Source organism: Gordonia alkanivorans (genome assembly GCF_004011905.1).
GTDB lineage: Bacteria > Actinomycetota > Actinomycetes > Mycobacteriales > Mycobacteriaceae > Gordonia > Gordonia alkanivorans.
Genome location: NZ_CP027114.1, coordinates 3986142 through 4012660, shown reverse-complemented (window position 1 = coordinate 4012660; position 26519 = coordinate 3986142). Strand labels below are relative to the sequence as shown.

Sequence of the window (26519 nt, the reverse complement as noted above, 5' to 3'; positions counted from 1 at the left end):
AGGTGGTCCCCTGATCGTCGCATTCAGCCTCACGCCCTCGGGCGGAACCGCCGTCGACGCCGACGGCGGGATGAGTGCGGCGGTCGCGGCCGCCGTCGAGGTGGTACGTGCCTCCGGGCTCCCGCATCAGACCACGTCGATGTTCACCTACCTCGAGGGCGACTGGGACGAGGTGATAGCGGTCGTCAAGGCCGCCACCGATGCCGTCGCCGCCCATGCGCCACGCGTGGGACTCGTGCTCAAGGCCGACATTCGTCCCGGGCACACCGGCGAACTGACCGGCAAGGTCGAGCGGGTGGAACGCCACCTGGGTTCGGGCTCCTGAGTGCAGGTGCACCCCGCGACCGAACCTCGCCGCTCTCGGCGGGCGGTCGCCACGATCTTTGCTCTCAACGGCTTCCTCGCCGCCATGTGGGTGGCGCACATCCCGGTCATCAGCGGCCGCACCGACGTCGGACACGACGAGCTCGGCGGCCTGTTGCTCCTCCTGGGTGGTTCCGCCTTCGTCGGCATGCAACTGTGCGGCCCGCTGATCGACCGCTGGGGTTCCCGGCCGCTCACCGTCTTCGCCGCATCGCTGCTCTCGGCTGTCATCATCACGCCGGTGCTGGCCGTCGACACTCTCACCCTCGGCGCCGCCCTCGCGGCCTTCGGCTTCGCGAACGGGTGCCTCGATGTGTCGATGAACGCCCAGGCCGTCGCGGTGGAGCGCGCCTACCGCCGGCCGATCATGTCCTCCTTCCACGGCTTCTTCTCCGCGGGAAGCCTCGTCGGGTCCGGCGTGGTCGCGGCGACGCTGTGGGCCGACGCCGGGGTCGTGCCGACCGTCGCCTGCGCGGCCTTCGCGGGCTTCCTGGTCGTCGCCGCGGTCGCGCGCCAACTCACCGGAGACGACAAGGCGCCGGCGGGCCCGGCGCCGGACACATCGTCTGACATCGGCGCCGGCTCGTGGTGGCACGGCATCGACCGGCGCCGGCTCGTGCTCCTGGCGGTCGTCGCCTTCGGACTGATGCTCGCCGAGGGCACCGCCTACGACTGGAGCGCCCTGCACATCGTCGAGAGCCACGGGACCAGCGAGGCGATCGGCGCGATCGCCTTCGGTGCCTTCAGCGCGACCATGACGGTCGCGAGATTCGTCATCGACCCGGTGGTCGCCGCGGTGGGTGCGGTCCGCGTGCTCAGGGTCGGCGCGCTCGTCGGCATGGCCGGTATGGCGATCGCGATCGCCTCGCCGATACCCGCACTCGCGGTCGCCGGGTGGGCGGTCTTCGGCCTGGGACTCGCCGGCCTCATCCCGCAGATCTTCACCGCCGCGGGCAACCTCACCGACTCCGCGGGTGGCCGGACGATCTCGGTCGTCGTCGGCTGCGGGTATCTCGGCATGCTCGCCGGTCCCGCCGTCGTCGGGTTCATCAGCAGCCGAACGAGTCTCGACATCGGACTTCTCGCGGCACTGGCCGCGCTGTTGCTCGCCGTGTTCTTCGCCGGGGTCGTCCGCCCTCGCGAACAACCGGTGTCCGCGCTCGGCGAACCTAGGTCAACGAGCCCGGGTGGTCGTGCCACACTAGAGGAGTGACGCGACCAACCAATCGTCAGCAGGCCGCCGCGGCGGCCCGTCAGCAGGCTGCCGCCGCCATGGCCATGACCGGTGCCGTCGATCTCGGCGGGATCAAGGAGCGGGCCGAAGCCCAACGCGCCCATGCGCAGCGGGCCCAGGCCACCCAGCGCGCCCAGGCGCAACCCGACGAGGCTTCCGGGCCCGGCGCGCCGCCCCCGCCCCCGGCTCCGGCCGGTACGAGCGTCATCGACGTCACCGAGGAGACGTTCGAGGCCGAGGTCCTCAACCGGTCGATGCAGCAACTCGTCGTCGTCGACCTCTGGGCCGAGTGGTGCGGGCCGTGCAAGCAGCTCTCGCCGGTCCTCGAGCGTCTCGCCGCCGAGTCCGGTGGCCGCTGGGTGCTCGCCAAGGTCGACGTCGACGCGAATCCCCGTATCTCGCAGGCCTTCCGCGTGCAGTCGATCCCGATGGTCGTCGCGATCGTGCAGGGACAGCCCGTCACCGCGTTCAACGGCGTCCGGTCCGAGGCTGAGATCACCGCGTGGATCGATGAGATCTTCGCGCAGGTCGGCGACGCGCTGCCGGACGCCCCTGCCGGTGCGGCGCCCGAGACGGAGCAGACCGATCCGCGCATGCTCGCCGCCGAGGAGAAGCTCAACGACGGCGACTTCGATGGAGCGCTGGCCGCGTACCGCGCCGTTGCGGAAGCCGAACCCGAGAACGTCGAGGCGGTGTCGGCGGCGCGGAACCTCGAGTTCATCCTGCGCGCGCAGGCGCACGACCCGAACATCGTCGAGACCGCGTCACCGCGCGACATCGACGCCCAGCTCGCGGCGGCGGACGTCCTGCTGCTGTCGCAGCAGCCCGAGGCGGCCTTCGATCGGATCATCGACGTGGTCCGCGTGACCAACGGCGAGGAACGCACCCGCGCCCGGACCCGGCTGCTCGAGCTGTTCGAGCTGTTCGATCCGGCCGAACCGTTCGTTGTGTCCGCTCGACGGAAGCTGGCCAGCGCGCTCTACTGATCCGCAGATTCTCCACTTTTCGGCAAACCCAGCACCTCCGAGGTGCTGGGTTTGCGCATCGAGGGGGGTTACGGGCTGCGGGGAGCCAGCCAGATGGCGGAGTTCGCCGGCAGCATGACCCGCGCCGAGGTGGGGCGCCCGTGATACGACGGCCCGTCGGCGGTCACCGCGCCCAGGTTGCCGCGGCCGGCACCGCTGTAGGCGTCGGCGTCGGTGTTGAGGATCTCTTCCCACACCCCGCCCTGCGGCAGGCCGACCTGGTAGTCGACGCGATCCGAGCCGGAGAAGTTGAAGACGCACGCGACGACCGATCCGTCCTCCCCGAACCGCAGGAAGCTGATCACGTTGTTCGCGGTGTCGTTGGCGTCGATCCACTCGTAGCCGAGCGGCGTGATGTCCTGGGTGTGGAGGGCAGGGGAAGCCTGGTAGATCCGGTTCAGGTCGGTGACCAGCGCCGAGATCCCGGAATGCAGTTCACCCTCCCAGCCCTCGAGCTGATGCCAGTCGAGGCTGCGATTGTCGGCCCACTCGCCTGTCTGGCCGAACTCCTGGCCCATGAACAGCAACTGCTTGCCGGGATGCGACCACATGTACGCGAGGTAGACGCGCGCACCGGCGGCCTTGGTGAAGGAGTCACCGGGCATCCGCGTCCAGAGCGTGCCCTTGCCGTGGACGACCTCGTCGTGCGAGAGCGGCAACACGAAGATCTCGCTCCACGCGTACATCAGCGAGAAGGTGATCTCGTGGTGGTGGAAGCTGCGGTGGATCTGATCACGAGACAGGTAGTCGAGGCTGTCGTGCATCCAGCCCATGTTCCATTTGAAGCTGAAACCGAGACCGCCGAGATCGGTCATCCGGGTGACGCCCGGCCAGGCGGTGGACTCCTCGGCGACGGTGATGACGCCGGGGAAGTGCTTGTGGACCGTGGCGTTGGTCTCCTGCAGGAACTGCACCGCCTCGAGGTTCTCGCGGCCGCCGTGGATGTTGGGTCGCCACTGTCCGTCGGGACGTGAGTAGTCGAGGTACAGCATCGACGCGACGGCGTCGACGCGCAGCCCGTCGATGTGGAACTCGCTGAACCAGAACAGCGCGTTGGCGACCAGGAAGTTGCGGACCTCGTGGCGTCCGAAGTCGAAGACGTAGGTGCCCCAGTCGAGTTGCTCGCCGCGCATCGGGTCGGCGTGCTCGTAGAGTGGCGTGCCGTCGAAGCGGGCCAGGGCCCACTCGTCCTTCGGGAAGTGGGCGGGGACCCAGTCGACGATCACCGCGATGCCACGCGAATGCAGATGGTCGACGAGGTACCGGAAGTCGTCGGGGGTGCCGAAGCGGGCCGTCGGCGCGTAGTACGACGTCACCTGGTAGCCCCAGGAACCGCCGAAGGGGTGTTCGGCCACCGGCAGGAACTCGACGTGTGTGAAGCCCTTCTCGACGACATAGTGGGCGAGCTGGTGGGCGAGTTCGCGGTAGCCCAGACCCTGACGCCACGACGCCAGGTGGACCTCGTAGATGCTCATCGGCTCGCGCTCGGGCGAGGAGGCCTCCCGTCGCGCGATCCAGGCGTCGTCGGACCAGACGTACCGCGACTGTGTGACGACCGACGCGGTCGACGGCGGGGGTGTGGTCCGGTAGGCCATCGGATCGGCCTTGTCGCGGATCACGCCGTCGGCGCCGTGCACCCGGAACTTGTAGTGCGCGCCGTCGCCGACGTCGGGGACGAACACCTCCCAGACACCGCTGACCCCGACCTTGCGCATGGGAGCCACGCGGCCGGTCCAGTGGTCGAAGTCCCCGATGACGGCCACTCCGTGCGCGTTGGGCGCCCAGACCGAGAACGCGGTGCCGGCGACCTCGCCGTCGGCGGTCGTGTACGAGACGACGCGGGCTCCGAGTGCCTCCCACAGCGTCTCGTGCCGGCCTTCGCTGAACAGGTGGATGTCGACGTCGCCGAGGCTCGGCAGGAAGCGATAACCGTCGGCGACGACGAACTCGGCGGTGCCGCCCGAGCCGTCGGGATAGACGATCCGGTAGCGGTAGTCCATCAGGTCGGCGATCGGCACGGTGACGACCCACAGGTCGTCGGTCTGGCGGGTCATCGGGTGATCGACGCCGCCGATGACCGCGGACACCGACAGCGCGTCGGGTCGCAGGGTGCGCAGGATCGTGGAACTTCCCGGAGCGTCGTGCGCCCCGAGAAACGCGTGCGGTTCGGGGTGGGTCAGCGCGTCGAGCCGACGCAGATCGTGATCGGACGCCTTCGGGTCGGGGAGGGACTCGAGATCGGTCACGGGCACCTCACTGGATTCGATAGGCGAGTCGCGCTGCGGCAGCGGGGTCGAGTGGCGGCAGGGCCAGGATGTGGGCGACCGCGCGCCACGGCTCGAGCCGGACGTAGTTGTCCTGCCCCCACCAGTACTCCTCCCCGGACACCTCGTCGCGGACCGAGAAGTGGTCGTACCACTCGAATCCGAGTGCGGGGAGATCGAGCCACACGGTCGATTCCTCAGCGGCGTACGGGTTGAGGTTGATGACCACCACGACACGGTCGCCGGTCACCGGATCGATCTTCGAGTACGCGATGAGCGACGGGTTGTCGACGTGGTGGAAGTGGATGTTCCGCAACTGCTGCAGGGCGGGATGCCGGCGGCGGATCTCGTTGAGCGAGGTGATCCACGGTTCCAGAGACTCGCCGCGGCTCGTCGCCGCCTTGTAGTCGCGCGGGCGCAGTTCGTACTTCTCGGAGTCCAGGTACTCCTCGCTGCCCTCGGCGACCGCCACGTGTTCGTAGAGTTCGTAACCGCTGTAGACGCCCCAGGTCGGGGCGAGGGTCGCGGCCAGGGCGGCGCGCAACGCGAACATGCCCGGGCCGCCGTGCTGCAGGCTCTCGTGGAGGATGTCCGGGGTGTTCACGAACAGGTTGGGGCGCGCCTCGTCGGCGTGCTCGGCCAGCTCGCGACCGAACTGCTCGAGCTCCCACTTCTCCGTTTTCCAGGTGAAGTACGTGTAGGACTGGGTGAACCCGAGGCGGGCGAGACCGTAGAGACGTGCCGGTCGGGTGAAGGACTCGGACAGGAACAGCACGTCCGGGTTCCGTTTCTTGACCTCGCTGATCAGCCACTCCCAGAAATTCGGGGGCTTGGTGTGCGGGTTGTCGACGCGAAAGATGTCGACGCCCAGACCGACCCAGTGCAGGACCACCTTCAGCACGGCTCGGTAGATGCCGTTGCGGTCGTCGTCGAAGTTGAGCGGGTAGATGTCCTGGTACTTCTTCGGCGGGTTCTCCGCGTAGGCGATCGTGCCGTCGGGCTGGATGATGAACCAGTCGGGGTGTTCGGTCGCCCAGGGATGGTCGGGTGCGCACTGCAGTGCGAGGTCGAGGGCGACTTCGAGACCCAGCTCCCGCGCCCGTCCGACGAAGTACTCGAAGTCCTCCTCGGAACCCAGCTGCGGGTGGATCGCGTCGTGGCCGCCGTCCTTCGACCCGATGGCCCACGGCGAACCGACGTCGTCGGGCCCGGCGACGAGCGTGTTGTTGCGTCCCTTGCGGTTGACCTCGCCGATGGGGTGGATCGGCGGGAGGTAGACGACGTCGAATCCCATCCCGGCGACGCGGGGCAGATCCTCGGCTGCGGTGAGGAAGGTGCCGTGCACCGGGTTGCCCTCGCCGTCCCAGCCGCCGGTGGACCGGGGAAAGAACTCGTACCAGGACCCGAAGAGGGCGCGGGTGCGGTCGACCCACACGCGGTAGGTGCGGCTCTTGGTGACGAGTTCGCGGACCGGGTTGTCGTGGAGCAGTTCGACGACCTCCTCGGAGATCGCCAGACTCACCCGGTTCTCGACACGGCGGCGTCGGGCGCGGAGCAGACGAACCGCGTCGAGCAGGAGTTCACGGTTCTCGTCGACGATGCCCTCGGCGGCGCGCTCGAGGACTCGGGCGCCGGTCTCGAGGTCGTTGGCCAGGTCGGCGGCGCCCTGACCGGCGTCGAGTTTCTTGATGACCGCCGATCGCCAGGTGGTGTACGGGTCGCTCCAGGCCTCGATGCGGTACGACCAGAACCCGACCGTGTCGGGGACGAACGCCGCGTTGAACGTGTCCGGTTCGGGCGCCGGCGTCATGCGGATGTCGAGGACCCCGCGTCGCGGTGCCTCGATGTGCAAGGTGACGCCGATCGCGTCGTGACCTTCGCGCCATGCGGTGGTGCTGATCGGGAAAAACTCTCCCACAACGGCTTTCGCGGGCTGCTGCCCTGCGGAGACGAGGGGTGCGATGTCATCGATACCCATGCGCCCGATCACTCGAAGCCTCCTCTCGTCAGCTCCCGCGACTGGCCAGGGTGCGTTGTCGGTCTCGCCTGCGTTGGTATCACCGCTACCCAACCTAGTGCCCCGCGTACGCGATTGTCTTGTCGTACGCGGTCCTCGTGTCGGGTGTCTCCTCGCGGGCCGATCAGCCCACCGGACGGGGTGCCGCGGTGAGCCGGCTGAGCGCCGAGCGGACGACCGCGGGGTCGGTGGTCCGCCACATCGGCGGCAGCGAGGCGAGCAGATAGCCCCCGTAACCGGCTGTGGCCAGCCGGGAGTCGAGCACCGCGACGACGCCGCGGTCGTCGACCGAACGCAGCAATCGGCCGGCGCCCTGCGCGAGCAGCAGCGCCGCGTGGTTGGCAGCCACGGACAGGAAGCCGTTGCCGCCCCGTGCGTCGACCGCGCGTTGCCGCGCGGTGAGCAGCGGGTCGTCGGGGCGGGGGAACGGGATGCGGTCGATGAGCACCAGACTCAGCGAAGGCCCGGGCACGTCGACGCCCTGCCACAGCGACAGCGTGCCGAACAGGCACGTCTCGGGGTCTTCGGCGAAGCGTTTGACCAGCGTCGAGGTGGTGTCGTCGCCCTGGCACAGCACCGGATGATCACACCGTTCGCGGATGGCCTCGGCCGCCTCGCGCGCGGCGCGCATCGACGAGAAGAGTCCCAGGGTGCGCCCGCCGGCGGCGTCGACGAGGTTCGCGATCTCGTCCATCGTCCGCGGCGCTATACCCGACCGATCGGGCCGGGGGAGGTGCCGGGCGACGTAGAGGATCGCCGACTTCGGATAGTCGAACGGAGAGCCGGCGTCCAAGCCCGTCCACCGTGCCGAACCCGAATCCGACGGCACCGCTTTGCCGCTGGCCGTGATGTTGCGCGAGGCAGCCGGGTCGGGACCTGGTTCATCGGTTCCCGGTTCGTCGGCGGCCGGACGATCGGTGCCGCGGCCGGAGGCGGGCAGGCCCCAGGTCGCCGCCAGGGCGTCGAACGAACCACCGATCGTGAGGGTCGCGGAGGTGAGGATCACCGTCGAATTGGCGAACAGCGACGCCCGCAGCAGGCCCCCGACCGACAGCGGTGCGATGTGCAGCACCGGTCGGGGTTCGGCACCGCGCCGGGAGGTGTCGAGGCCGACCCACACCACGTCCCGGCGTTTGGACTCGTCGGGTTCGTCGAAGGCGCCGAGGACGCGCACGACCGTGTCGTGCATGTCGTCGAGCGAGGTGAGGGCCGCCGACCGGGCAGCGGCCGCGCCGTCGTCGCCTGCGCCGGGAGCGCGCACCGGGCCGATCGCGGTACGGGTCTGCCACAGCCGGTCACGCAACATCACCAGCACGGAGGTCGCGTCGGGAGGCAGCTGGGTCCACTGCGTCTTCGGGGCGGTTTCCAGCAGCTCGCCGAGTTGCTCCCCGGCGCCGAGGAGCGCGTCGGCGGTCTCCTCGTCGACGAGCTTGCCGACGCGCCGGGAGACGAGCGCGATCGACGACGCGGACAGTTCGTCGGTGGCCACCGAGGTCATCCGATCGACGAGCTCGTGGGCCTCGTCGATGATCACGACGTCGTGCTCGGGGAGCACGTTGGCGGGACTCGTCGCGTTGATCGCCAGCAGCGCGTGGTTGGTGACCACCACGTCGACCTTGCCGGACCGGCGGCGGGCCTGCTCGGCGAAACAGTCCTCGCCGTAGGAACAGTTGGCGGCGCCGAGGCATTCGCGCGCGGACACGCTGACCTGTCGCCAGGCGCGGTCGGCGACACCGGGAACGAGGTCGTCGCGGTCGCCGGTCTCGGTGTCGCTGCTCCACTCCCGCAACCGGGTGACATCGCGTCCGGTGCGGGACAGCTCGAACGGATCGAACAACTCGGTGTCCGGCTCGTCGGCGGTACCCGAATGGATCTTGTTGAGGCACAGATAGTTACCGCGACCCTTGAGAATCGCGAAGGTCGGCTTGCGGCCGATCGGCTTGGCGAGGGCGCCGGCGAGACGGGGGAGATCGCGCTCGATCAGCTGCCGCTGCAGTGCGATCGTCGCCGTCGACACCACGACGGTCCGGCCGGTCTCCACCGCGTGGCGGATCGCCGGTACGAGGTACGCCAGCGATTTTCCGGTGCCGGTGCCGGCCTGCACGGCGAGATGTTCGCCGGTGTCGATCGCGTGTGCGACGGCGGACGCCATGGCGACCTGACCGTCACGTCGACGACCGCCGAGCGCGGAGACCGCGGTGTCGAGCAGTTCGGTCACCGGGGGAGTGTTCGGCATGTGGTGTTCCGGGGTCCTCGTTCGAGATGGTGCGAGATGGGGTGTGTGAGTTTCAGACGGATCAGCGGGCTCTGCGGTTCCCTCGGGGACTAACCCGTGCCGTAGGAGCCGTCGTAGAGCAGATCGCCCACGAGTTCGACCCCGGCCTCACGCATGCTCGACAATGCGTCGGACGTGGTCTCCGCGCCGACGCCCGCGGTGAAGTTGAGCAGCACCCGGGTCGTGAAGCCCGCCTTCACCGCGTCGAGCGCGGTGGCGAGGACACAGTGATCGGTGGTCAGGCCCGCGATGTCGATCGACGAGATCTTGTGATCGCGCAGCCACTGCTCGAGCGTGGTCCCGTCGTCGGCGATGCCCTCGAAACCCGAGTACGCGGCGTCGTACTCTCCCTTGGAGAAGACATCTTGCGCTGCGGCGTAATCGAATTCGGGATGGAACGCGACGCCGTCGGTGCCCACCACGCAATGCGGCGGCCAGGTGTCGACGTAGTCGGGGTCGTCGGAGAAGTGTGCACCCGGATCGATGTGGTGGTCGCGCGTCGCGACGACGGTTCGGTACTCGCCGACGATTGTGCTGATCGCCCGGGCCACGGCGGCACCGCCGTTGACCGCGAGGGAACCGCCCTCACAGAAGTCGTTCTGGACGTCGACGACGACCAACGCGTCGGCCGGCTTGGTGCCGTCGTTGCGTTCGCTGCTCATCAGGTACTCCCTGGCGGATCGAAGGGTGTGCTCGTCAGCCGAGCTGGTAGCGGGTCGGCACCGCTGGGTCTCCGTGAGAGAGGCCGAGGCCCTCCCACGGCAGGCTCACCAGCCCCGCCGCGAGGTGGGCGCGCGCGTCGGTCAGCGATGGCAGGGATGCCACCGGCTCCCCGCCGCGGACCAGCGGGATCTGCAGATCCCGGAGGTGGAGACCACCGTCGGCATCAGGGCGCGGCCCGTCGGCTCGGTAGACGATCTCCTCCACGATCGTCCCACTGCCCCGCGCGGCCCGCACGGCCGCCTTCGCGCCGCCGCGCGATTCCTTGTGGCTCGACCGCTTGGCGACGGGCAGACCGTCCACCTCGACGAGCTTGTAGACCATACCCGCGGTCGGTGCGCCGCTCCCGGTGACCAGCGAGGTCCCGACACCGTAGGTGTCCACCGGCTCGGCGCGCAGCGAGGCGATCGCGTACTCGTCGAGGTCGCCGGACACCACGATCTTGGTGTTCGTCGCCCCGAGGTCGTCGAGCTGAGTGCGCACCTGACGCGCGAGCACACCGAGATCCCCCGAGTCGATGCGCACCGCACCGAGTGCGGGGCCGGCGACCTCGATCGCGTTGCGGACGCCCTGGGTGATGTCGTAGGTGTCGACGAGCAGTGTGGTGCCGACTCCGAGGGCCTCGATCTGCGCGGCGAAGGCCGCCTTCTCGTCGGGGCCGTCGGGTCCGGTGAAACCGAGGGTGAAGGCATGGGCGGCGGTGCCCGCGCTGGGCACGCCGAAACGACGATTCGCCTCGAGGTTCGACGTCGCGGCGACACCGGCGAGGTAGGCGGCGCGGGCACTCGCGACGGCGGCCCGCTCGTGGGTGCGTCGGGAGCCCATCTCGATGATCGGGCGGGAACCGGCCGCGCTGACCATCCGGGCGGCGGCCGAGGCGATGGCGCTGTCGTGGTTGAGGATCGACAGGATCAACGTCTCGAGGAGAACCGCCTCGGCGAACGGTGCCCGAACCGTGAGGATCGGGGAACCGGGGAAGTAGAGCTCGCCCTCGCGGTAGCCGTCGATGTCCCCGGCGAAGCGATAGTCGCGCAGCCATGCGACGGTCTCGGCGTCGAGGAACTGCTCCACGACGGCGATCTCCTCGTCGCCGAAACGGAACCCCGCGAGCTCGGCGAGGACACGTCCGGTACCCGCGACGACGCCGTACCGACGACCGTCGGGGAGTCGGCGGGCGAACACCTCGAACACGCACGGCCGGTGCGCGACCGGGTGCCGCAGAGCCGCTGCGACCATGGTCAGTTCGTACTGGTCGGTCAGCAGCGCAGTGTTGTCGATGCTCACTATCGCGTTACCCTTGTCCTCATGGCGCCTGACGAAACTCGTGCGCACGAGGCTACCCCCGGCGGTACCGCGGTTGCCGAACCCGCGGTGGCCGACGGCGCGGCGGATCTCGACAAACCCTGGATGACCGTCGTGTGGGACGACCCCGTCAATCTGATGCGGTACGTGACCTTCGTCTTCCAGAAGATTTTCGGCTACTCGGAGTCGCATGCCAATCAGCTCATGATGCAGGTGCACACCGAGGGCAAGGCCGTGGTCTCCAGCGGCGATCGGGACAAGGTCGAGGCAGACGTGCGCAAACTGCACGCGGCCGGCCTGTGGGCCACCATGCAGCGCGATTCATGACCGGGACAGAGATGCTGCCGCCGGGGACCGGACCGTCGTCGACGGTGGGGAGACACTGAGGCGTGCGCACCTGGAAACGCAAGGGCCGCGGCGAGTCGATCCGGATCACCTCCCAGCTCGGCTCGCACGAGGCCGAGTTGCTCGCGTCGCTGGTCTCCTCGATGTGTGAGCTCCTCGCCGAACGCGCCGACACCGCGCCGAGCGACGCGCTGTCGGAGGTCACCGGCATCCGCATCGGCCACTCCGACGCGCCGGACGACGCCACCCTCGGCCGCCTGCTGCCGGATTTCCATCGGCCGGATCAGGACGAGGAACTTTCCGCGGAGGTGGTCAACGGCCGACTCAACTCCGCGCTGCGCAGCGTCAACGAGCCGAAGATCATCAACGCCAAACTCGCTGCGGCCCACACACTTCTCGACACCCTGCCGGACGGGGGCGGCGACCTCGCGCTCACCGTCGACGAGGCGACCGCATGGCTGACCGCCCTCAACGACGTCCGTCTCGCGCTCGGGGCGATGCTCGGCATCTCGGAGGACACCCCGGATCGGCTGCCGCCCGACCATCCGCACGCCGCGCATCTCGACGTCTATCACTGGCTGACCGTGATGCAGGATCTGCTCGTGGAAGCGGTGATGTGACCTACGATCCTCGTTGACGCAGCTCCTTTCGGGAGTTTTGTCCGAGTTCGGAGTTCCGGTCGGGGATCGACGAGAGCAGAGGTGCACGTGACGACCATCGGACGACCCGCCCGCCCGGGTGACCGCATCACCGACGTCGTCGGGATCACTGTCGGGCACAGTCACCGCGTCGACGCCGACGCCGAGGTCTCCGGCACCGCTGAGACGCCCGACGGCCACGGCTGGGCCACCGGTACGACGGTGGTCCGGATCTCGGGGCCGGGCGCGATCGCGGCGGTCGACGTGCGCGGCGGAGGCCCGGGCACCCGGGAGACCGATCTCCTCGATCCGTCGAACACCGTGCAGACCGCGCATGCCATCGTGCTCAGCGGCGGCAGCGCCTACGGCCTCGCGACGGCCGACGGTGCGATGCGCGCGCTCGAGGCCGAGGGGGTCGGCCTGCCCCTGGACACCAGGGGGCACGTGGTGCCCATCGTGCCGGCGGCGGTGATCTTCGATCTGCCGGTCGGCGCGTGGGATCACCGGCCCGACGCCGACTTCGGTGCCGAGGCGGTCCGCGTGGCCGGGACCGACTTCGCGGTCGGCAGTGTGGGAGCGGGAGCCGGTGCCCGGGCCGGTGCGCTGAAAGGCGGCGTGGGCACCGCCTCGGTGACGATCGAGACGGGTCCGGCGGCCGGTGTCACGGTCGGTGCGCTGATGGTCGCCAACCCGGTCGGCGCCGTCATCGACCCGACCACCGGGCTGCCGTGGGACCTCGGCGAGAGCGAGCTCGCCGAACTGGGCCTGACGCGTCCCGAGGCCGCCGACATCGCGCACCTGGCCGAACTCGCGGAGAAACACACCGTTCTGAACACCACGATCGGGGTCGTCGCCACCGATGCCGCACTCGATGCGGCGATGACCCGCCGGATCGCCATGGCCGGTCACGACGGCCTGGGTCGCGCCATCCGCCCGGCCCACTCGCCGCTCGACGGCGACACCATCTTCGCTGTCTCCACCGGGGCGGTCCGGCCGGAGTCGACCGATCCGGCGACCGCCTCGCCGCCCGGCATGCACGCGGACGCGGCGATCATCGCCGAGGTCTCCCGATGTGCGGCCGACGTCGTCCAGCGGGCGATCGTCGACGCCGTGCTGGCCGCCGAGTCGGTGGCCTCGATCCCCACGTACGCCGACGCCGCACCGTCGGCTTTCGCCTGACCTGCTCGTACCGGTCACCCGCCGGTGACGCCGGTCATAACCGGTTTCGGAATAGGCGTTCACGGGCCGGCGTTCCCATCAGACAAGTGCGACGACCGGTCGCCGAACCGACGTGCCCGTAACGGGCCCCGCGTCTGCGAAGGAGAACGGGACACCGATGCTCGAGATCGATCAGAAACTCGTCGACGCGATGGTCGCGCACGCCCGCGCCGATCATCCGGACGAGGCGTGCGGCGTGATCGCCGGGCCGGAGGGTTCCGACGACCCGCAGCGGTTCATCCCGATGGTCAACGCCGAACGGTCGCCCACGTTCTACCGATTCGACTCCGCCGAGCAGCTGTCCGTGTGGCGCGAGATGGATCGTCGCGACGAGGAGCCGGTGGTGATCTACCACTCGCACACCGCGACCGAGGCCTACCCGAGCCGCACCGACATCTCCTACGCCGGTGAGCCCGGCGCCCACTATGTGCTGGTGTCCACCCGGGACCCGGAGACCGTCGAGATCCGTAGCTATCGCATCGTCGACGGCACGGTCACCGAAGAAGAGATCGAGATCAGGAGCTGAATATGCCCGTCACCGTGTCCATCCCGACGATCCTGCGGACCCACACCGGCGGCGCCAAGCGCGTCGAGGGTTCCGGTGCGACGCTCGCCGCGCTGATCGACGACCTGGAGTCGGGCAACCCCGGACTCAAGGAGCGCCTGGTCGCATCCGATGAGAAGGGCACCGCAAAGCTGCACCGGTTCGTCAACGTCTACGTCAACGACGAGGACGTCCGGTTCTCCGGCGGTCTCGACACCTCCATCGACGACGGTGACGAGGTGACCATCCTGCCCGCGGTCGCCGGCGGCTGCTGAGCGTGGCGCGCTACGACTCACTCATCGACTCGGTCGGCCACACCCCGCTGATCGGGCTGCAGAGGCTCTCCCCGCGTTGGGACGACTCGGCCGACGGACCGCACGTGCGGCTCTGGGCCAAGCTCGAGGACCGCAACCCGACGGGCTCCATCAAGGACCGTCCGGCGCTGCGCATGATCGAGCAGGCCGAACGCGACGGGCTCCTGCACGTGGGTTCGACGATCCTCGAACCCACCAGCGGCAACACCGGGATCTCGCTGGCGATGGCCGCGAAACTCAAGGGCTACCAACTGATCTGCGTGATGCCCGAGAACACCTCCGAGGAGCGCCGGTCGCTGCTGCGGATGTTCGGCGCGAAGGTGATCTCCTCGCCGGCCGCGGGCGGGTCGAACACCGCGGTGGCTGTGGCCAAGAAGCTGGCGTCGGAGAACCCCGACTGGGTGATGCTCTACCAGTACGGCAACGCCGCCAATGTCGCCGCCCACTACGAGGGCACCGGCCCGGAGCTCTACGCCGACCTGCCGGAGATCACCCACTTCGTCGCGGGCCTGGGCACCACTGGGACGCTCATGGGCGTCGGACGTTTTCTGCGCGAACGCAATCCCGAGATCGAGATCGTCGCGGCCGAACCCCGCTACGGCGACGAGGTGTACGGCCTGCGCAACATCGACGAGGGCTTCATCCCGGAGCTCTACGACGACTCGGTGCTCACCCGCCGGTTCTCGGTGACCGGCGTCGACGCGGTCGCCCGCGTGCGCGAGCTGATCGACCTCGAAGGCATCTTCGCGGGCATCTCCACCGGCGCGATCCTGCAGGCCGCACGCGGCATCGGGCGCCGGGCGATGAAGGACGGCATCCGTGCCGACATCGGCTTCGTGGTTCCCGACGCGGGGTGGAAGTATCTCTCGACCGGGGTCTACGAAGGTAGCCTGGACGACGCGGAGCAGGCACTCGAAGGTCAGCTCTGGGCGTGACCGGCAGTGCCGGAACGTCACCTGAGATGAGTCGAGACCCGAAGAGAAACTGGCCATGACGTCGTACACCCCACCGGTCGGGCAGGAACAGCCGCGGCGCTCGCGCCCGCTCTGGCTGCGTTCGCTGATCACCACCGTGTGCATCATCGCGGCGCTGTTCGTCGTCGAGCTGATCGACGCGGCCACCCGATATGACCTCGACCAGAACGGCATCGAACCCCGCCAGGTCGACGGACTCGACGGCATCCTCTGGGCGCCGATGCTGCACGCCGACTGGGAACACCTGTTCGCCAACCTCATGCCCGGGGCGGTGCTCTGCTTCCTGGTGCTGATGACGCAGCGGTTCCTCATCGTCACCGGCATCATCTGGGTGATCTCCGGGGTAGGGGTGTGGTTGTTCGCCGCGCCCTACTCGATCACGGTCGGCGCCTCGGGCATCATCTTCGGCTGGCTCACCTTTCTCATCGTGCGTGGTCTGTTCAACCGCGACCTGTGGCAGATCCTCGGCGGCGTCGTGCTCTTCCTGATCTACGGTTCGATCCTCTGGGGCGTGCTGCCGAGCAATCCCGTCGTCTCCTGGCAGGCGCATCTGTTCGGCGCGATCGCCGGCGTGCTGGCCGCCTGGTTCCTCGCCTCGGGCGACCGCAAACGCAAGCAGCGCACCGCGACCCCGGGGGTGGCGTCATAGCCGCGCAACCCAACATGCCCGTCTGGACCTCCGATCCCGAGGCACCCATCGGGATCTTCGACTCCGGCGTCGGCGGACTGACCGTGGCGCGCGCCATCATGGACCTGCTGCCCGACGAGGACATCGTCTACATCGGCGACACCGCGAACGGCCCGTACGGTCCGCTGACGATCCCCGAGATCCGCAAGCACGCGCTGGCGATCGGCGACGACCTGGCCGAGCGCGGCGTCAAGGCGATCGTCATCGCCTGCAACACCGCGTCCGCAGCCTGCCTGCGTGACGCCCGGGAACGCTACGCGCCGATCCCGGTGGTCGAGGTCGTTCTCCCCGCGGTGCGTCGAGCGGTGGTCGCCACCAAGAACGGCCGGATCGGCGTGCTCGGCACCGAGGCCACCATCGCCTCACGCGCATACCAGGATTCGTTCGCCGCGGCCCGCGACGCGGTGATCACCGCCGTACCCTGCCCGCGCTTCGTCGACTTCGTCGAACGCGGGATCACCAGCGGACGCCAGATCCTCGGCCTGGCGCAGGGATACCTCGAACCCCTCCAGCAGGCGGGCGTCGACACGGTCGTGCTCGGTTGCACGCACTACCCGTTGCTGACCGGCGTCCTGCAGCTCGCAATGGGCGACGAGGTGACGCTCGTGTCGAGCGCGGAGGAGACGGCCAAAGACCTCTACCGCGTCCTGACCGAGATGGACCTGCTGCACCCGCACACCGGTCGGGAGGCGTCGCGCGTCTTCCAGGCGACCGGTGACCCGGAGATGTTCGCGAAGCTCTCCCGGCGGTTCCTGGGCCCCGTTGTCGGGGCTGTGCAGCACCTTTAGCCGACCCAGGGGATCTTCGCCGCGTACTTGTGACCCGGTAACCCGGCAGCGAGCCTCGCGGGCATGGCACAGTAGGGCTTATGCGTCTCACGGTCCTCGGATGTTCGGGCAGTGTGGGCGGTCCGGGGGCGGCGTGCTCGGGCTACCTGCTCTCCGTCCCCGGCGAGCAGCCGGTGCTGCTGGACTGCGGACCGGGGGTGTTCGGCGAGCTGCAGCGGGTGACCGATCCGAACAGCGTCGCGGTGGTGCTCAGCCACCTGCACGCCGACCATTGCCTGGATCTGCCGGCCATGCTCGTCTGGCGACGCTATGCACCATCACCGGCGAAGGAGCGTGCCCCGCTCTACGGCCCGCCGGGTACGGCGCTACGGATCGGCTACGGCTCGTCGGAGTTTCCGGGTCAGGTCGACGACATCTCCGACACCTTCGACGTCCAGGAGTGGCGCGACGGTCTCGAGGTGACCCTGGGGGGCATGCGCATCAAGGCGATGAACGTCAACCATCCCCCGTCCACCTTCGGGCTGCGTATCACCGGGCCGGAGGGGCAGGTCATCGCCTACAGCGGCGATACCGCTCCTTGCGACGAACTCATCGACCTCGCCGCCGACGCGGACCTGTTCCTCTGCGAGGCGTCGTGGACCCATTCGCCGTCGGAACGCCCACCGGACCTGCATCTGTCCGGGATCGAGGCGGGGGAGGCCGCGACGAAGGCGAACGCGCGGGCGCTGGCGATCACCCACATCGCTCCCTGGACCGATTCGGCAGAGATCCTCGCGGAGGCCCGCAGCACTTTCTCGGGACCGGTCGACCTCGTGCGTCAGGGACAGGTCATCGATCTGGCCTAGCGGTGGGTAACCTGCCGTCCGACCATGGTCGTTAGAGTTGGAGCCGTGACCACACGAGCTGACGGCCGAGCCGACGACGAACTGCGTCCCATCTCCTTCACCCGTGGCTTCACCAGCCATCCCGCGGGATCGGTGCTGGTGGAGTTCGGGCAGACCCGCGTGATGTGCACCGCGAGTGTCACCGAGGGCGTCCCGCCGTGGCGTCGTGGATCGGGCCTGGGCTGGCTCACCGCCGAATACTCGATGCTCCCGGCGGCCACGCACGAGCGGAACAGGCGCGAATCGGTCAAGGGCAAGATCGGTGGCCGGACCCACGAGATCAGCCGGCTCGTCGGCCGCTCCCTGCGGGCATGCGTCGACCTCGCCGCACTCGGCGAGAACACCATCGCGCTCGACTGCGACGTCCTGCAGGCCGACGGCGGTACCCGCACCGCCGCCATCACCGGCGCGTACGTGGCCCTCGCCGATGCGGTGACCTACCTGCGTGCCGCCGGCAAACTGTCCGACCCGCAACCGCTTTCGTGCGCGATCGCCGCGGTGAGCGTGGGCGTCGTCGACGGCCGGGTGCGTCTGGACCTGCCGTACGAAGAGGACTCGCGGGCCGAGGTCGACATGAACGTCGTCGCCACCGACGCCGGCACCCTCGTCGAGGTGCAGGGCACCGGTGAGGGCGCGACCTTCGCACGGTCGACCCTCGACGCGCTCCTCGACGTCGCTGCGATCGGTACCCAGAAGCTGTTCGAGGCGCAGCGCGCCGTGCTCGCCGAGCCGTACCCGGGTCAGCTGCCGGGCAACGCCTGATGTCGAAGGTCCTGCTCGCGAGCCGCAATCGCAAGAAGCTCGCCGAGCTGCAGCGTGTCGTCGACGCCGCCGGGATCACCGGCCTGGAGATCCTCGGCCTCGACGCCGTGCCCGAGTACCCGGAGGAGCCCGAGGACGGCGCGACCTTCGAGGAGAACGCGCTGATCAAGGCGCGCTCGGGTGCACGCGCCACCGGATTGCCCTGTCTCGCGGATGATTCCGGGATCTCGGTGGACGCACTGAACGGGATGCCCGGGGTGCTGTCGGCGCGCTGGTCGGGTGCTCACGGCGACGATCCGGCCAACAACACGCTGCTGCTGGCGCAGCTGTCGGACACCCCCGACGAACGACGCGGCGCGGCATTCGTGTCGGCGTGCGCGTTGGTGCTGACGGACGGGACCGAGACGGTCGTGCGCGGGGAGTGGCGCGGACGGGTGCTGCGCGCCGAGCGCGGACCGAACGGCTTCGGCTACGACCCGCTGTTCGCGCCCGACGACGAGCTCGCGGCCGGCCGGTCGTCGGCCGAACTCACGCCGGAGGAGAAGGATTCGCTGAGCCACCGCGGCAAGGCGCTGGCGCAACTGGTGCCGGCGCTGCGGGAGCTCGCCGCTAGAGGTTGAACTGCGCCTTCACTTCCTGGGTGCGCTTGTGCTCGAACCAGAAGGACAGGAACGGAATGGTGCCGGCGATCGCGGTGATGATCGTCTTGCCCGCGGGCCAGCGCACCTTGATCGCCAGGTCGACCGCCATGATCAGGTAGACGAAGTAGACCCAGCCGTGGACGATCGGCACGAAGTCGAGCGCCTTGTTGTCGAATCCGTACGCCAGGATCAGCTCGGCGACGAGCAGTAGCAGCCAGATACCGGTGATCCAGGCCAGGACGCGGTACCTCAACAGGGCCCCGCGGACCTTCTCCACCGGTGCGGTGGGAGCAGAAGCGGTGGATGCGGTCTCGGTCACTGCGGGCCTTTCGATGACGGGGCGTCGGGGGTGTCTGCCGATCTGAGCTCGGCCAGGTAGCGGTTGTAATCGATGAGCGCCGCGTCCTTGACCGGGTCGGGATCGTTGATCAACGACGCCGCGCTCGGCGTCGTCGGGCGCTCGGGGAGGATGCCCTCGGGGATCTCGGCCGCGGCGCGGGCGTCCGCGGCGGCCTTGCGTGCCTCCTCCGGGTCGCTCTCGAGGACGACGAAGCGTCGGTAGGCGTAGATGACCGCGACCGCGAAGGCCGGCCACTGCAGCGCGTAGCCGAGGTTCTGGCCGCTGCCGGAGGCCGACTCGAAGCGCGACCACTGCCACCAGGCGAGGACCAGGCACGCCACCGCGGCGACCACGGTCAGCACCACGAGCGCCGGCCGATGTGTGCGACGGGGGGACGAGGACATACCTTTCAAGGTACCTGGCCTGCGATGATCAAAACGCGGCCGGTAGGGTGGTCGCGGTTACAGTGCGGAGCCCGGTTCCACGTCGGGAACGCACCGAGCGCGAGTGGCGGAATTGGCAGACGCGCTGGATTTAGGTTCCAGTGTCTACGGACGTGGGGGTTCAAGTCCCCCCTCGCGCACCGGATCTCGTGGAAATTGTGCGCAAGTGGCGCACAACTTGTTCTACGAAACGCTCAGGAGCTCGACGGCATCGTCGTCGGCGAAGACTATGTCGTGATCGTCGGTCGAGATCGCCCAGCGCCGCAAGCGGGCGATGTGATCCTCGTCAATCCGTGCCTCGACGGTCTGGTCGCCGGGAGCGAGGTCGGCGAAGTCGTCGACGATCTCCCCCTCACGCGTGGTGCCGTCCTCGAGAGTGACACGAACCCGCGACGACACGTGCAGACCTTCGAGGTCCGCGGCGTCGGCGAGTTCTCCGTGGGTGTCGGCCTCTATGGGCTTGTCGAGAGTTTCCTCGTCAAGCGGGGCTTCTTCGACCGGGGCCGCATCGTCGACGGCGGCGGTTTCCTCGACCGCAACGTCTTCGGCAGCGACATCCTCGGCGGAGTCTTCTACAGCGGGCTCCTCGGCGGAGTCCTCTGTGGCGACGACCTCGTCGGGGGAGATCTCGACGGCGGCGTCCTCGTCCTCCAGGGCGTCGACCTCGACCGTCGCGTCCTCGTCGGCGGCCTGCAGATCGGCATCTACGGCGTCGTTCTCCGTGTCCACCGCGTCGATCTCGCGATCGGCGCTGCTCTCCGGTGCGCTCATGGCGTTGCCGTCCTTCCGGTCAGGGAGTGTGATCTCCGGGCGGCCGGACGCACCCAAGTGGCACGTTTGACCCGGTCGTAGGGGTGATCATACTGAACCGGAGGGTTGTCATCCCGAATGGGACCGAATCGTTGCCACCCCGGGATTGTCGTTCCGAAATCGTTAGGTGTCGGTCGCCTCGGCTCCGGAAACGCCGACGACCCGCGAGCCACCACCGGCGAACCTCGCTTCGACCTGCAGACTTCGGCCGACGTCTGCAGGTCGAAGCGAGGTTCGCCAGTCACCGGGCACGTCGGCTCGGTGTCGGGGACGCGTGCAACGATGCCGGGGTGAGACGTCGGGCGGTGCTGCCGGGAATCGGAGTGGTCGTTCTCCTTGCCGTGCTCGGTGCACTCGGTCTGCTCCAATCGGAATCGGCTCCGGAGACAGCGCCCGCCCCGGGTGCGGCTTCGGTTCCGTCGCTTCCGTTCTCGACACCGTCGTCGACGCCGGCGCCGGTGAACCGGGCCCACGCCGATCTGGACTCGCTGGCGGTGAAGGGTCGGGCGCCGAAGACGGGATACTCGCGCTCGGAGTTCGGCTCGGCCTGGGACGACGCGGTCGATGTGCAGTTCGGCCGCAACGGGTGTCGGACCCGGGAGGACATCCTGCGCCGTGACCTCGTCGACGTTACCCTGCACGCCGACGGGTGTCGCGTGCTGTCGGGGACGCTCGTCGACGCCTACTCCGGCACGACCTTGCCGTTCACCCGCGGCCAGGACACGTCGGCGCTCGTTCAGATCGACCACGTCGTCGCGCTGTCGGACGCCTGGCAGAAGGGCGCGGCGCAGTGGGATGCGCGTCGCCGTCTCGAGTTCGCCAACGACCCGCGGAATCTGCAGGCGGTCGACGGAACGGTGAACCAGCGCAAGGGCGCCGGCGATGCGGCCACCTGGCTGCCTCCGAACAAGGCGTATCGATGCACCTACGTCAGCCGCCAGATCGAGGTCAAGAAGGCCTACGGTCTCTGGGTCACTGCGGCGGAACGGGACGCGATGTCCCGAGTGCTGTCCGACTGCTGACGCGAGGGACGGAGCGATCCCGGCCAGTCACGGTGAGTAGCCTCAGGTGCGTGACGGCGCCACCTTCCTCCCTTCATCCGCTGACCGACTATTCCGTCGTCGACGCCCTGGGTGCCGACCTCCGCGCCGCGGCCTACACGACCGACGGTGTCACCGAACTCCTCGGTGACGAGGTCCACGCCGCCCTGCTGCGCGGCGTGTGGTGGCCCGCGTCGGCCGCGACTGCGGAGGAACAGCGCGACGGCGACGAGGGCGAGTCGCGACTCGCCACCCTCATCAGGCTCTTCCTGCTCGGGTCGGACGAACCCGAAAACCTCGTCGCGCAGGCGTTTCCGACAGCCGGCGTCGACGCACTCGTCGCCCAGGGAGTACTCACCCGGATCGACGAGGGAGCGATCCGCGCGAGCCTCGACATCCGCCCGCACGCCGACGAAACCCACGACTTCCTCGTCGTCGCCGACCAGGACGCCGCCATGCGATCGGGTCCCGTCGCCCGCGACCACGTACTCGGAATCGGTGGGGCCTCGATGTCTCTCGCACGCGCGATCATTCGTGAACCAGCACGACGCGCCCTCGACATCGGCACGGGGTGCGGCATCCAGGCGCTGCACCTGAACTCGCACTGCGACGAGATCGTCGCCACCGACACCAACGAGCGGGCACTGGCGCTGGCCCGGGCGACCGCGCGCCTGAACGGGATGTCGTGGGATCTGCGGGCGGGCAGCATGTTCGAGCCCGTGACGGGGGAGCGCTTCGACCTCATCGTGTCCAACCCGCCGTTCGTCGTCGGGACCGGCAGCCAGGACTACATCTATCGTGACTCGGGTGTCGTCGGAGATGCGCTGTGCGAGCAGCTCATCCGCGAGTTGCCTGCTCACCTGAACCCGGGCGGCACCGCCCAGATCCTGGCCAACTGGATCATCACCGACGGTGCGGACTGGCGTGACCGGGTGGGCGGCTGGCTGGACGGGACGGGTCTCGACGCCTGGGTCGTCCAGCGGGAGGCGGCTGATCCGATCAGCTATGTGTCGCTGTGGCTCTCCGACGCCGGCGAGGACGAGGCTGCCGCTGCCCGGCGCGGGGAGCAGTGGCTGGAGTGGTTCGACGACAACGACATCGTCGCGATCGGCATGGGCTCCATCACCGTTCGCGCGCCGGAGGCGGGGGAGGACCGGGAGCCCGACGTCGTCATCGAAGAGATCACCGGAGCGGGCGAAGAGGTCACCGGTCCCGAGGCGCAGGCCTTCCTGGCCCGCCGCCGGTACCTACGCGAGACCTCCGACGCGGAGCTGCTGGACAAGCGGCTCTCGGTCGCGCCGGTGATGCTCGAAGAACATTCGCTACCCGGCGAGGACGGCTGGCAACAGGTCGGTGCCGCCGTGCGCCGCCCCGGAGGTCCGGGCGCGGTCCTCGGCGTCGACGAGGTGTCCCGCGCATTACTCGCCGGATGTCGCGGACAGGTTCCCCTGCAGACCTTGATCGAGTTGCTCGCCGACTTTCACGGCGTCGACGCCGAGGCGTTGGCCACCGCCGCACTGCCGGTGGTCCGGGAGGCCATCGGACGCGGAATCCTCTACGAGGCGGACTGAGGACCGGCGGTCACATCCGTGCGTACCGGGTGAGCCAGTAGCAATACACGCCGTAGCCGGCGATACCTATCGCGGCCAGGATCATCAGCACCTGCCCCGCGGGGAGGGCGGCCAGGGACTTGACCGTGCCGTCGATCCCGCTCGCCTTCGACGGGTCCGAGGTGGCCACCGCGACGAGAACCAGGATGCCGGTGCCGACGAGCACGAGGCCCTTGCCGCAGTAACCGACCACCCCGGCGATGGTCGCCGCGCGGTCGTGGGTCTTGAGGTCGTCGAGGAAGTTCCGGCTCGCACCCTTGTACACGTGGTAGACACCGACGCCGATGATGATCAGGCCGGCGACCACCACGACGAACTTGCCGGCACCGGATTCCATCAGACGAGCGGTGAGTCCGGTATTCTGCTGGCCACTCGACTGGCCGCTGCCCATCGCGAATCGCACTGCCGTCCAAGCGAATCCGGCGTAGACGACGGCCAGCGACAATGCCTTACCGCGGTCGAGCCAGTCCTCTGCGCCGTCGTTGTCCCGGCCGGGTTCGGTGGCGTGCGGGCCGACGATGGCCTCGGCGACTCGCCACAGGGCGAGTGCCACGAAGGCGACGGCCGCGATCCAGAGCACGATGCGGCCCCCGGTGTTCCCGGCGAAGATGCCCAGGGCCCCGGACTGGTCGGCGTTTCCGCCCTCGCCGAAGGCGAGCCGAACGACGATGTACGCGATGAGCAGGTGGACGAGTCCGCTGACGGCGTGCCCGGCGCGTGCCCCGCGCTGGAACCACGGACTGTCGGTGGCGCGATCGACCGCGCCGGTTACCTGGTTGCCTGACATCCTCGCCGCCTCCCGTCGGCGGTGAGCGCCGACGTTTCGAACGATACGCGCGCTCAGTCGCCGTCCGGGAACGTTGCGTCGAGAGCCCGGGAGATGTCGGCGATCAGGTCATCGGCGTCCTCCAGGCCGACGGAGAAACGGAGATGGCCCCACTGCCGGAACGGTTCCGGATATGCCGCCACCCGCGGGCCGTCGGGTCCGACGTGGACGATCAGCGACTCGTCGTGGCCGAGCGACACCGCCGACGTGATCACCTGCAGCGCCCCGACGAAACGGTTCTGGGTCGCCGAGTCCCCGCGCACGGCGAACGCCATCATCGCGCCGAACCCGCGTCCGCCGAACTGGTGAACCGCCAAGTCGTGCTCGGGATGGGAGGCGAGGCCGGGGTAGCGCACGAAGGCGACACGCGGATCCCCGTCGAGGAAGGTGGCGACGCGTTCGGCGGTGCGCTGGTGCTGGGCGAGCCGCAGCGGCAGGGTGATGGCACCACGGGCGATCAGCCACGCGTTGAACGGTGAGATCACGCCGCCGACGTCGACCATCGCCTGCTCCTTGATGCGGCCGATCAGGTCGGAGCGGCCGAGCACCGCGCCGCCCATCGCGTCACCGTGACCGTTGATGTACTTGGTCAGCGAATGCACGACGAGGTCGGCGCCGTCGCCGAGTGGCCGGTACAGCGGCGGCGGGGTGAAGGTCGAGTCGACGAGCAGCAGGGCGTCGGCGGTGTGGGCGATGTCGGCCAGCGCCGCGATGTCCCCGACCTTGGTCGTCGGATTCGCGATCGTCTCGACGGCCACGAGTCGCGTGTCGGGACGCAGCGCCGCGCGGACGTTCTCGGGGTCGGTGATGTCGACGAAGGTCGCCTCGATTCCGTACTTCTTCGGCAACAGCTCCGCCCACAGCTTCCACGTCGCCTCGTAGGTGGTGTCCGAGACGACGACGTGGTCGCCGGTGGAGAGGAAGGTGAAGAAGACCGCGTGCAGCGCGGCGACACCGGAGGCCAGGACGACCGCGTCCTCGGCCTCCTCGAGCGCGGCGAGCTTGTCCTGCAGGGCGACCTGGTTGGCGCCGGTGTTGCGGGTGTAGAAGAGCTGGTCGGTACCCGACCAGCTGATCTGTTCCGGCTCGGGCGGCAGGTGATACGAGTTCGCCATCGTGATGGGCGTGCGCACCGACGGACCCGACGAGTCGTTCCCGGCGTGCACGCTGCGTGTCATCTCCCCGGGCTGCACTTCTCCGGTCATGCGCGGGCTCCTATCGGTTGCGGCTGCTCGTCGGTCGGCACACCGGGTTCGACGTCGACGTCGAGAGCGGACCCGTCGCCGAACCCCGGCGCGGTGTTGTCGCGGCCTGGCAGGACACCTCGGGCGACCCGTCCAGGGACCTTGTGCAGCTTGTCGATGTGCGTGAAGTACCGGAACTCCGCCCACACCCAGCAGATGCCGAAAACCAGCAGCGCGACGGCCTGCATCGTGAGCGTGTCCCACGGCCGGTGCGCGATGTGAATCGGGACGATGACCAGCGCGATCGCCTGGATGACGTAGGAGTCGAGGCTTCGGGTGCCGGTCATGACCAGCGGGCGCAGCCAGTCGTGATGCCACCAGCGCAGCAACAAGCGGAACATCCCGTAGAGGGCGGGGATCACCAGGTAGGCGCCGATGGCACGCGCGGGCCGGAAGTCCAGCTTGTCGGCGAAGGCGGGTTCGAGGTGCGCCCACGGGCCGGCGGCGATGCCGTAGTGGAAGAACAGTGCGACCGTCACCGCCACGGCGACGATGACGACGAGCCAGCGGTCGACGAACTCGGGGACACTCCATCGCGACCAGTTCCAGCCGATGACCACCGACGGGATGAACATGATCTGCCATCCCGCGACGTTCTGGATGTGCGGGGCCGCCTGGTAGGCGCTGAGGTAGAACCAGTCGGGCGACCAGACCAGCGAAACCGCGTACAACGTCAGCGACGCGGCGAGGATCCACGCCCACCAGCCGCGCTGCAGAAGCGGGAACAGGGCGAACGCGGACATCATCAGCACCATGTAGAGGAGCAGGATGTTCCCGCCGCTCGGCAGGTACTGCATCGTGACCGACAGCCAGATCCCGTCGGCCCAGCCGTCGACCGGGAGCAGGAGCGTCAGCCAGCGGTGGCCCTCGAGCGCGGCCGCGACGGCGACGAGCGCGATCGTCAGCTGACAGACGTAGAGGACCGCGATGCGCTTGGCCAGGCGGACGTAGGCGTACCGCAGCCCGTGACGGGTGACCCAGCGCTGGTACACGAGGCCCAGCACGATGCCCGAGAGCATGACGAACGCCGACATCCCGTCCACGTACGGAAAGGCGTGTGTGGGCGAGGCCAACGGGGAATCGGTGGCGAAGTGTGCGGTGACCATGCTCCAGATCGCCACTCCTCGCGTGGCGTCGATGGCGAGATCTCGGTTTCCCGACACTCGGTTCCCAGACCCTGTGTGTGAAGACATTGATCTGAAGATAGAAC

General features: G+C 69.0%; 27 protein-coding genes and 1 tRNA gene. 17 read left to right on the top strand and 11 right to left on the bottom strand.

Annotated elements, in window-relative coordinates:
• The first annotated feature begins 10 nt into the window (after nucleotides 1-10).
• Genes C5O27_RS18200 through C5O27_RS18190 form a run of 3 tightly spaced genes read left to right on the top strand, consistent with a single transcriptional unit; the run spans nucleotide 11 to nucleotide 2583 of the window.
• The gene (locus C5O27_RS18200) at nucleotides 11-325 is read left to right on the top strand and encodes a thiamine-binding protein (protein ID WP_040004226.1); all 315 of its coding nucleotides are present in this window, start codon (nucleotides 11-13) and stop codon (nucleotides 323-325) included.
• A complete protein-coding gene (locus tag C5O27_RS18195) occupies nucleotides 326-1576 on the top strand; it encodes an MFS transporter (protein ID WP_127963319.1) in 1251 nt (416 codons plus the stop codon).
• Between the two features lie 59 nt (nucleotides 1577-1635).
• Nucleotides 1636-2583 carry a tetratricopeptide repeat protein gene (locus C5O27_RS18190; RefSeq protein WP_127963874.1) on the top strand — a complete coding sequence of 316 codons (948 nt, stop codon included), beginning with the start codon at nucleotides 1636-1638 and terminating at the stop codon, nucleotides 2581-2583.
• A 68-nt stretch (nucleotides 2584-2651) separates the two neighbouring features.
• Here the strand turns inward: C5O27_RS18190 and glgB are convergent, their stop codons facing one another.
• From glgB to C5O27_RS18165, 5 genes are all read right to left on the bottom strand, one after another.
• Nucleotides 2652-4874, bottom strand: a complete 2223-nt coding sequence (gene glgB, locus C5O27_RS18185) for a 1,4-alpha-glucan branching protein GlgB (RefSeq protein WP_127963318.1) — start codon at nucleotides 4872-4874, stop codon at nucleotides 2652-2654.
• Nucleotide 4875: 1 nt separating this feature from the next.
• On the bottom strand, nucleotides 4876-6876 hold the full coding sequence (locus C5O27_RS18180) for a maltotransferase domain-containing protein (protein ID WP_127963317.1): 2001 nt from the start codon (nucleotides 6874-6876) through the stop codon (nucleotides 4876-4878).
• 151 nt (nucleotides 6877-7027) lie between these two features.
• Complete coding sequence (locus C5O27_RS18175) at nucleotides 7028-9139, bottom strand: ATP-dependent DNA helicase (RefSeq protein WP_127963316.1); 2112 nt, start codon at nucleotides 9137-9139, stop codon at nucleotides 7028-7030.
• Nucleotides 9140-9228: 89 nt separating this feature from the next.
• A complete protein-coding gene (locus C5O27_RS18170) occupies nucleotides 9229-9840 on the bottom strand; it encodes an isochorismatase family protein (protein ID WP_127963315.1) in 612 nt (203 codons plus the stop codon).
• Between the two features lie 34 nt (nucleotides 9841-9874).
• Entirely contained in the window at nucleotides 9875-11182 is a 1308-nt protein-coding gene (locus C5O27_RS18165) for a nicotinate phosphoribosyltransferase (RefSeq protein ID WP_127963314.1), read from the bottom strand.
• Nucleotides 11183-11203: 21 nt separating this feature from the next.
• On the opposite strand from C5O27_RS18165, the gene clpS reads away from it, so the two are divergent.
• The 11 genes from clpS (at nucleotide 11204) to rdgB (ending at nucleotide 18975) form a co-directional block, all read left to right on the top strand.
• Nucleotides 11204-11527, top strand: a complete 324-nt coding sequence (clpS, locus tag C5O27_RS18160) for an ATP-dependent Clp protease adapter ClpS (protein ID WP_006359580.1) — start codon at nucleotides 11204-11206, stop codon at nucleotides 11525-11527.
• 62 nt (nucleotides 11528-11589) lie between these two features.
• The gene (aosR, locus tag C5O27_RS18155; protein WP_127963313.1) at nucleotides 11590-12165 is read left to right on the top strand and encodes an oxidative stress transcriptional regulator AosR; all 576 of its coding nucleotides are present in this window, start codon (nucleotides 11590-11592) and stop codon (nucleotides 12163-12165) included.
• An 87-nt stretch (nucleotides 12166-12252) separates the two neighbouring features.
• The gene (locus C5O27_RS18150; protein ID WP_040004228.1) at nucleotides 12253-13362 is read left to right on the top strand and encodes a P1 family peptidase; all 1110 of its coding nucleotides are present in this window, start codon (nucleotides 12253-12255) and stop codon (nucleotides 13360-13362) included.
• 157 nt (nucleotides 13363-13519) lie between these two features.
• Complete coding sequence (locus C5O27_RS18145; protein ID WP_127963312.1) at nucleotides 13520-13927, top strand: M67 family metallopeptidase; 408 nt, start codon at nucleotides 13520-13522, stop codon at nucleotides 13925-13927.
• Nucleotides 13928-13929: 2 nt separating this feature from the next.
• Nucleotides 13930-14220, top strand: a complete 291-nt coding sequence (locus C5O27_RS18140) for a MoaD/ThiS family protein (protein WP_127963311.1) — start codon at nucleotides 13930-13932, stop codon at nucleotides 14218-14220.
• Nucleotides 14221-14222: 2 nt separating this feature from the next.
• Nucleotides 14223-15194 (top strand): PLP-dependent cysteine synthase family protein, encoded by a 972-nt coding sequence (locus C5O27_RS18135; RefSeq protein WP_006359575.1) that lies wholly within the window; start codon nucleotides 14223-14225, stop codon nucleotides 15192-15194.
• 55 nt (nucleotides 15195-15249) lie between these two features.
• Nucleotides 15250-15882, top strand: a complete 633-nt coding sequence (locus C5O27_RS18130; protein ID WP_006359574.1) for a rhomboid family intramembrane serine protease — start codon at nucleotides 15250-15252, stop codon at nucleotides 15880-15882.
• A 14-nt stretch (nucleotides 15883-15896) separates the two neighbouring features.
• Nucleotides 15897-16709 carry a glutamate racemase gene (gene murI, locus C5O27_RS18125; RefSeq protein ID WP_127963310.1) on the top strand — a complete coding sequence of 271 codons (813 nt, stop codon included), beginning with the start codon at nucleotides 15897-15899 and terminating at the stop codon, nucleotides 16707-16709.
• A gap of 80 nt (nucleotides 16710-16789) precedes the next feature.
• Nucleotides 16790-17554 carry a cyclic nucleotide-degrading phosphodiesterase gene (locus tag C5O27_RS18120; RefSeq protein ID WP_127963309.1) on the top strand — a complete coding sequence of 255 codons (765 nt, stop codon included), beginning with the start codon at nucleotides 16790-16792 and terminating at the stop codon, nucleotides 17552-17554.
• 45 nt (nucleotides 17555-17599) lie between these two features.
• Nucleotides 17600-18355, top strand: coding sequence for a ribonuclease PH (gene rph / locus C5O27_RS18115; RefSeq protein WP_127963308.1), 756 nt, complete (start codon nucleotides 17600-17602; stop codon nucleotides 18353-18355).
• The gene (gene rdgB / locus C5O27_RS18110; protein WP_127963307.1) at nucleotides 18355-18975 is read left to right on the top strand and encodes an RdgB/HAM1 family non-canonical purine NTP pyrophosphatase; all 621 of its coding nucleotides are present in this window, start codon (nucleotides 18355-18357) and stop codon (nucleotides 18973-18975) included. The genes rph and rdgB overlap by 1 nt, the downstream gene beginning before the upstream one ends.
• Here the strand turns inward: rdgB and C5O27_RS18105 are convergent.
• A complete protein-coding gene (locus C5O27_RS18105; RefSeq protein ID WP_006357331.1) occupies nucleotides 18965-19315 on the bottom strand; it encodes a DUF3817 domain-containing protein in 351 nt (116 codons plus the stop codon). The genes rdgB and C5O27_RS18105 overlap by 11 nt on opposite strands.
• Nucleotides 19312-19740, bottom strand: a complete 429-nt coding sequence (locus C5O27_RS18100; RefSeq protein WP_127963306.1) for a transcriptional regulator — start codon at nucleotides 19738-19740, stop codon at nucleotides 19312-19314. The genes C5O27_RS18105 and C5O27_RS18100 overlap by 4 nt, the downstream gene beginning before the upstream one ends.
• Before the next feature lie 97 nt (nucleotides 19741-19837).
• Between C5O27_RS18100 and C5O27_RS18095 the strand changes: the two genes are divergently transcribed.
• Nucleotides 19838-19919, top strand: a tRNA-Leu gene (locus C5O27_RS18095).
• Nucleotides 19920-19962: 43 nt separating this feature from the next.
• Here the strand turns inward: C5O27_RS18095 and C5O27_RS18090 are convergent.
• A complete protein-coding gene (locus C5O27_RS18090; RefSeq protein WP_127963305.1) occupies nucleotides 19963-20550 on the bottom strand; it encodes a hypothetical protein in 588 nt (195 codons plus the stop codon).
• A gap of 344 nt (nucleotides 20551-20894) precedes the next feature.
• On the opposite strand from C5O27_RS18090, the gene C5O27_RS18085 reads away from it, so the two are divergent.
• Both C5O27_RS18085 and C5O27_RS18080 read left to right on the top strand, forming a co-directional pair.
• A complete protein-coding gene (locus C5O27_RS18085) occupies nucleotides 20895-21611 on the top strand; it encodes an HNH endonuclease family protein (protein WP_035750841.1) in 717 nt (238 codons plus the stop codon).
• A gap of 50 nt (nucleotides 21612-21661) precedes the next feature.
• Entirely contained in the window at nucleotides 21662-23200 is a 1539-nt protein-coding gene (locus C5O27_RS18080; protein WP_006357335.1) for a DUF7782 domain-containing protein, read from the top strand.
• A gap of 10 nt (nucleotides 23201-23210) precedes the next feature.
• Here C5O27_RS18080 and C5O27_RS18075 read toward each other — a convergent pair whose 3' ends face one another.
• Genes C5O27_RS18075 through opgC form a run of 3 tightly spaced genes read right to left on the bottom strand, consistent with a single transcriptional unit; the run spans nucleotide 23211 to nucleotide 26502 of the window.
• Complete coding sequence (locus tag C5O27_RS18075; protein WP_006357336.1) at nucleotides 23211-24026, bottom strand: DUF1206 domain-containing protein; 816 nt, start codon at nucleotides 24024-24026, stop codon at nucleotides 23211-23213.
• Nucleotides 24027-24079: 53 nt separating this feature from the next.
• Complete coding sequence (locus tag C5O27_RS18070; protein WP_127963304.1) at nucleotides 24080-25270, bottom strand: trans-sulfuration enzyme family protein; 1191 nt, start codon at nucleotides 25268-25270, stop codon at nucleotides 24080-24082.
• Nucleotides 25267-26502, bottom strand: coding sequence for an OpgC domain-containing protein (gene opgC / locus C5O27_RS18065; RefSeq protein ID WP_127963303.1), 1236 nt, complete (start codon nucleotides 26500-26502; stop codon nucleotides 25267-25269). The genes C5O27_RS18070 and opgC overlap by 4 nt, the downstream gene beginning before the upstream one ends.
• Nucleotides 26503-26519: the final 17 nt, after the last annotated feature.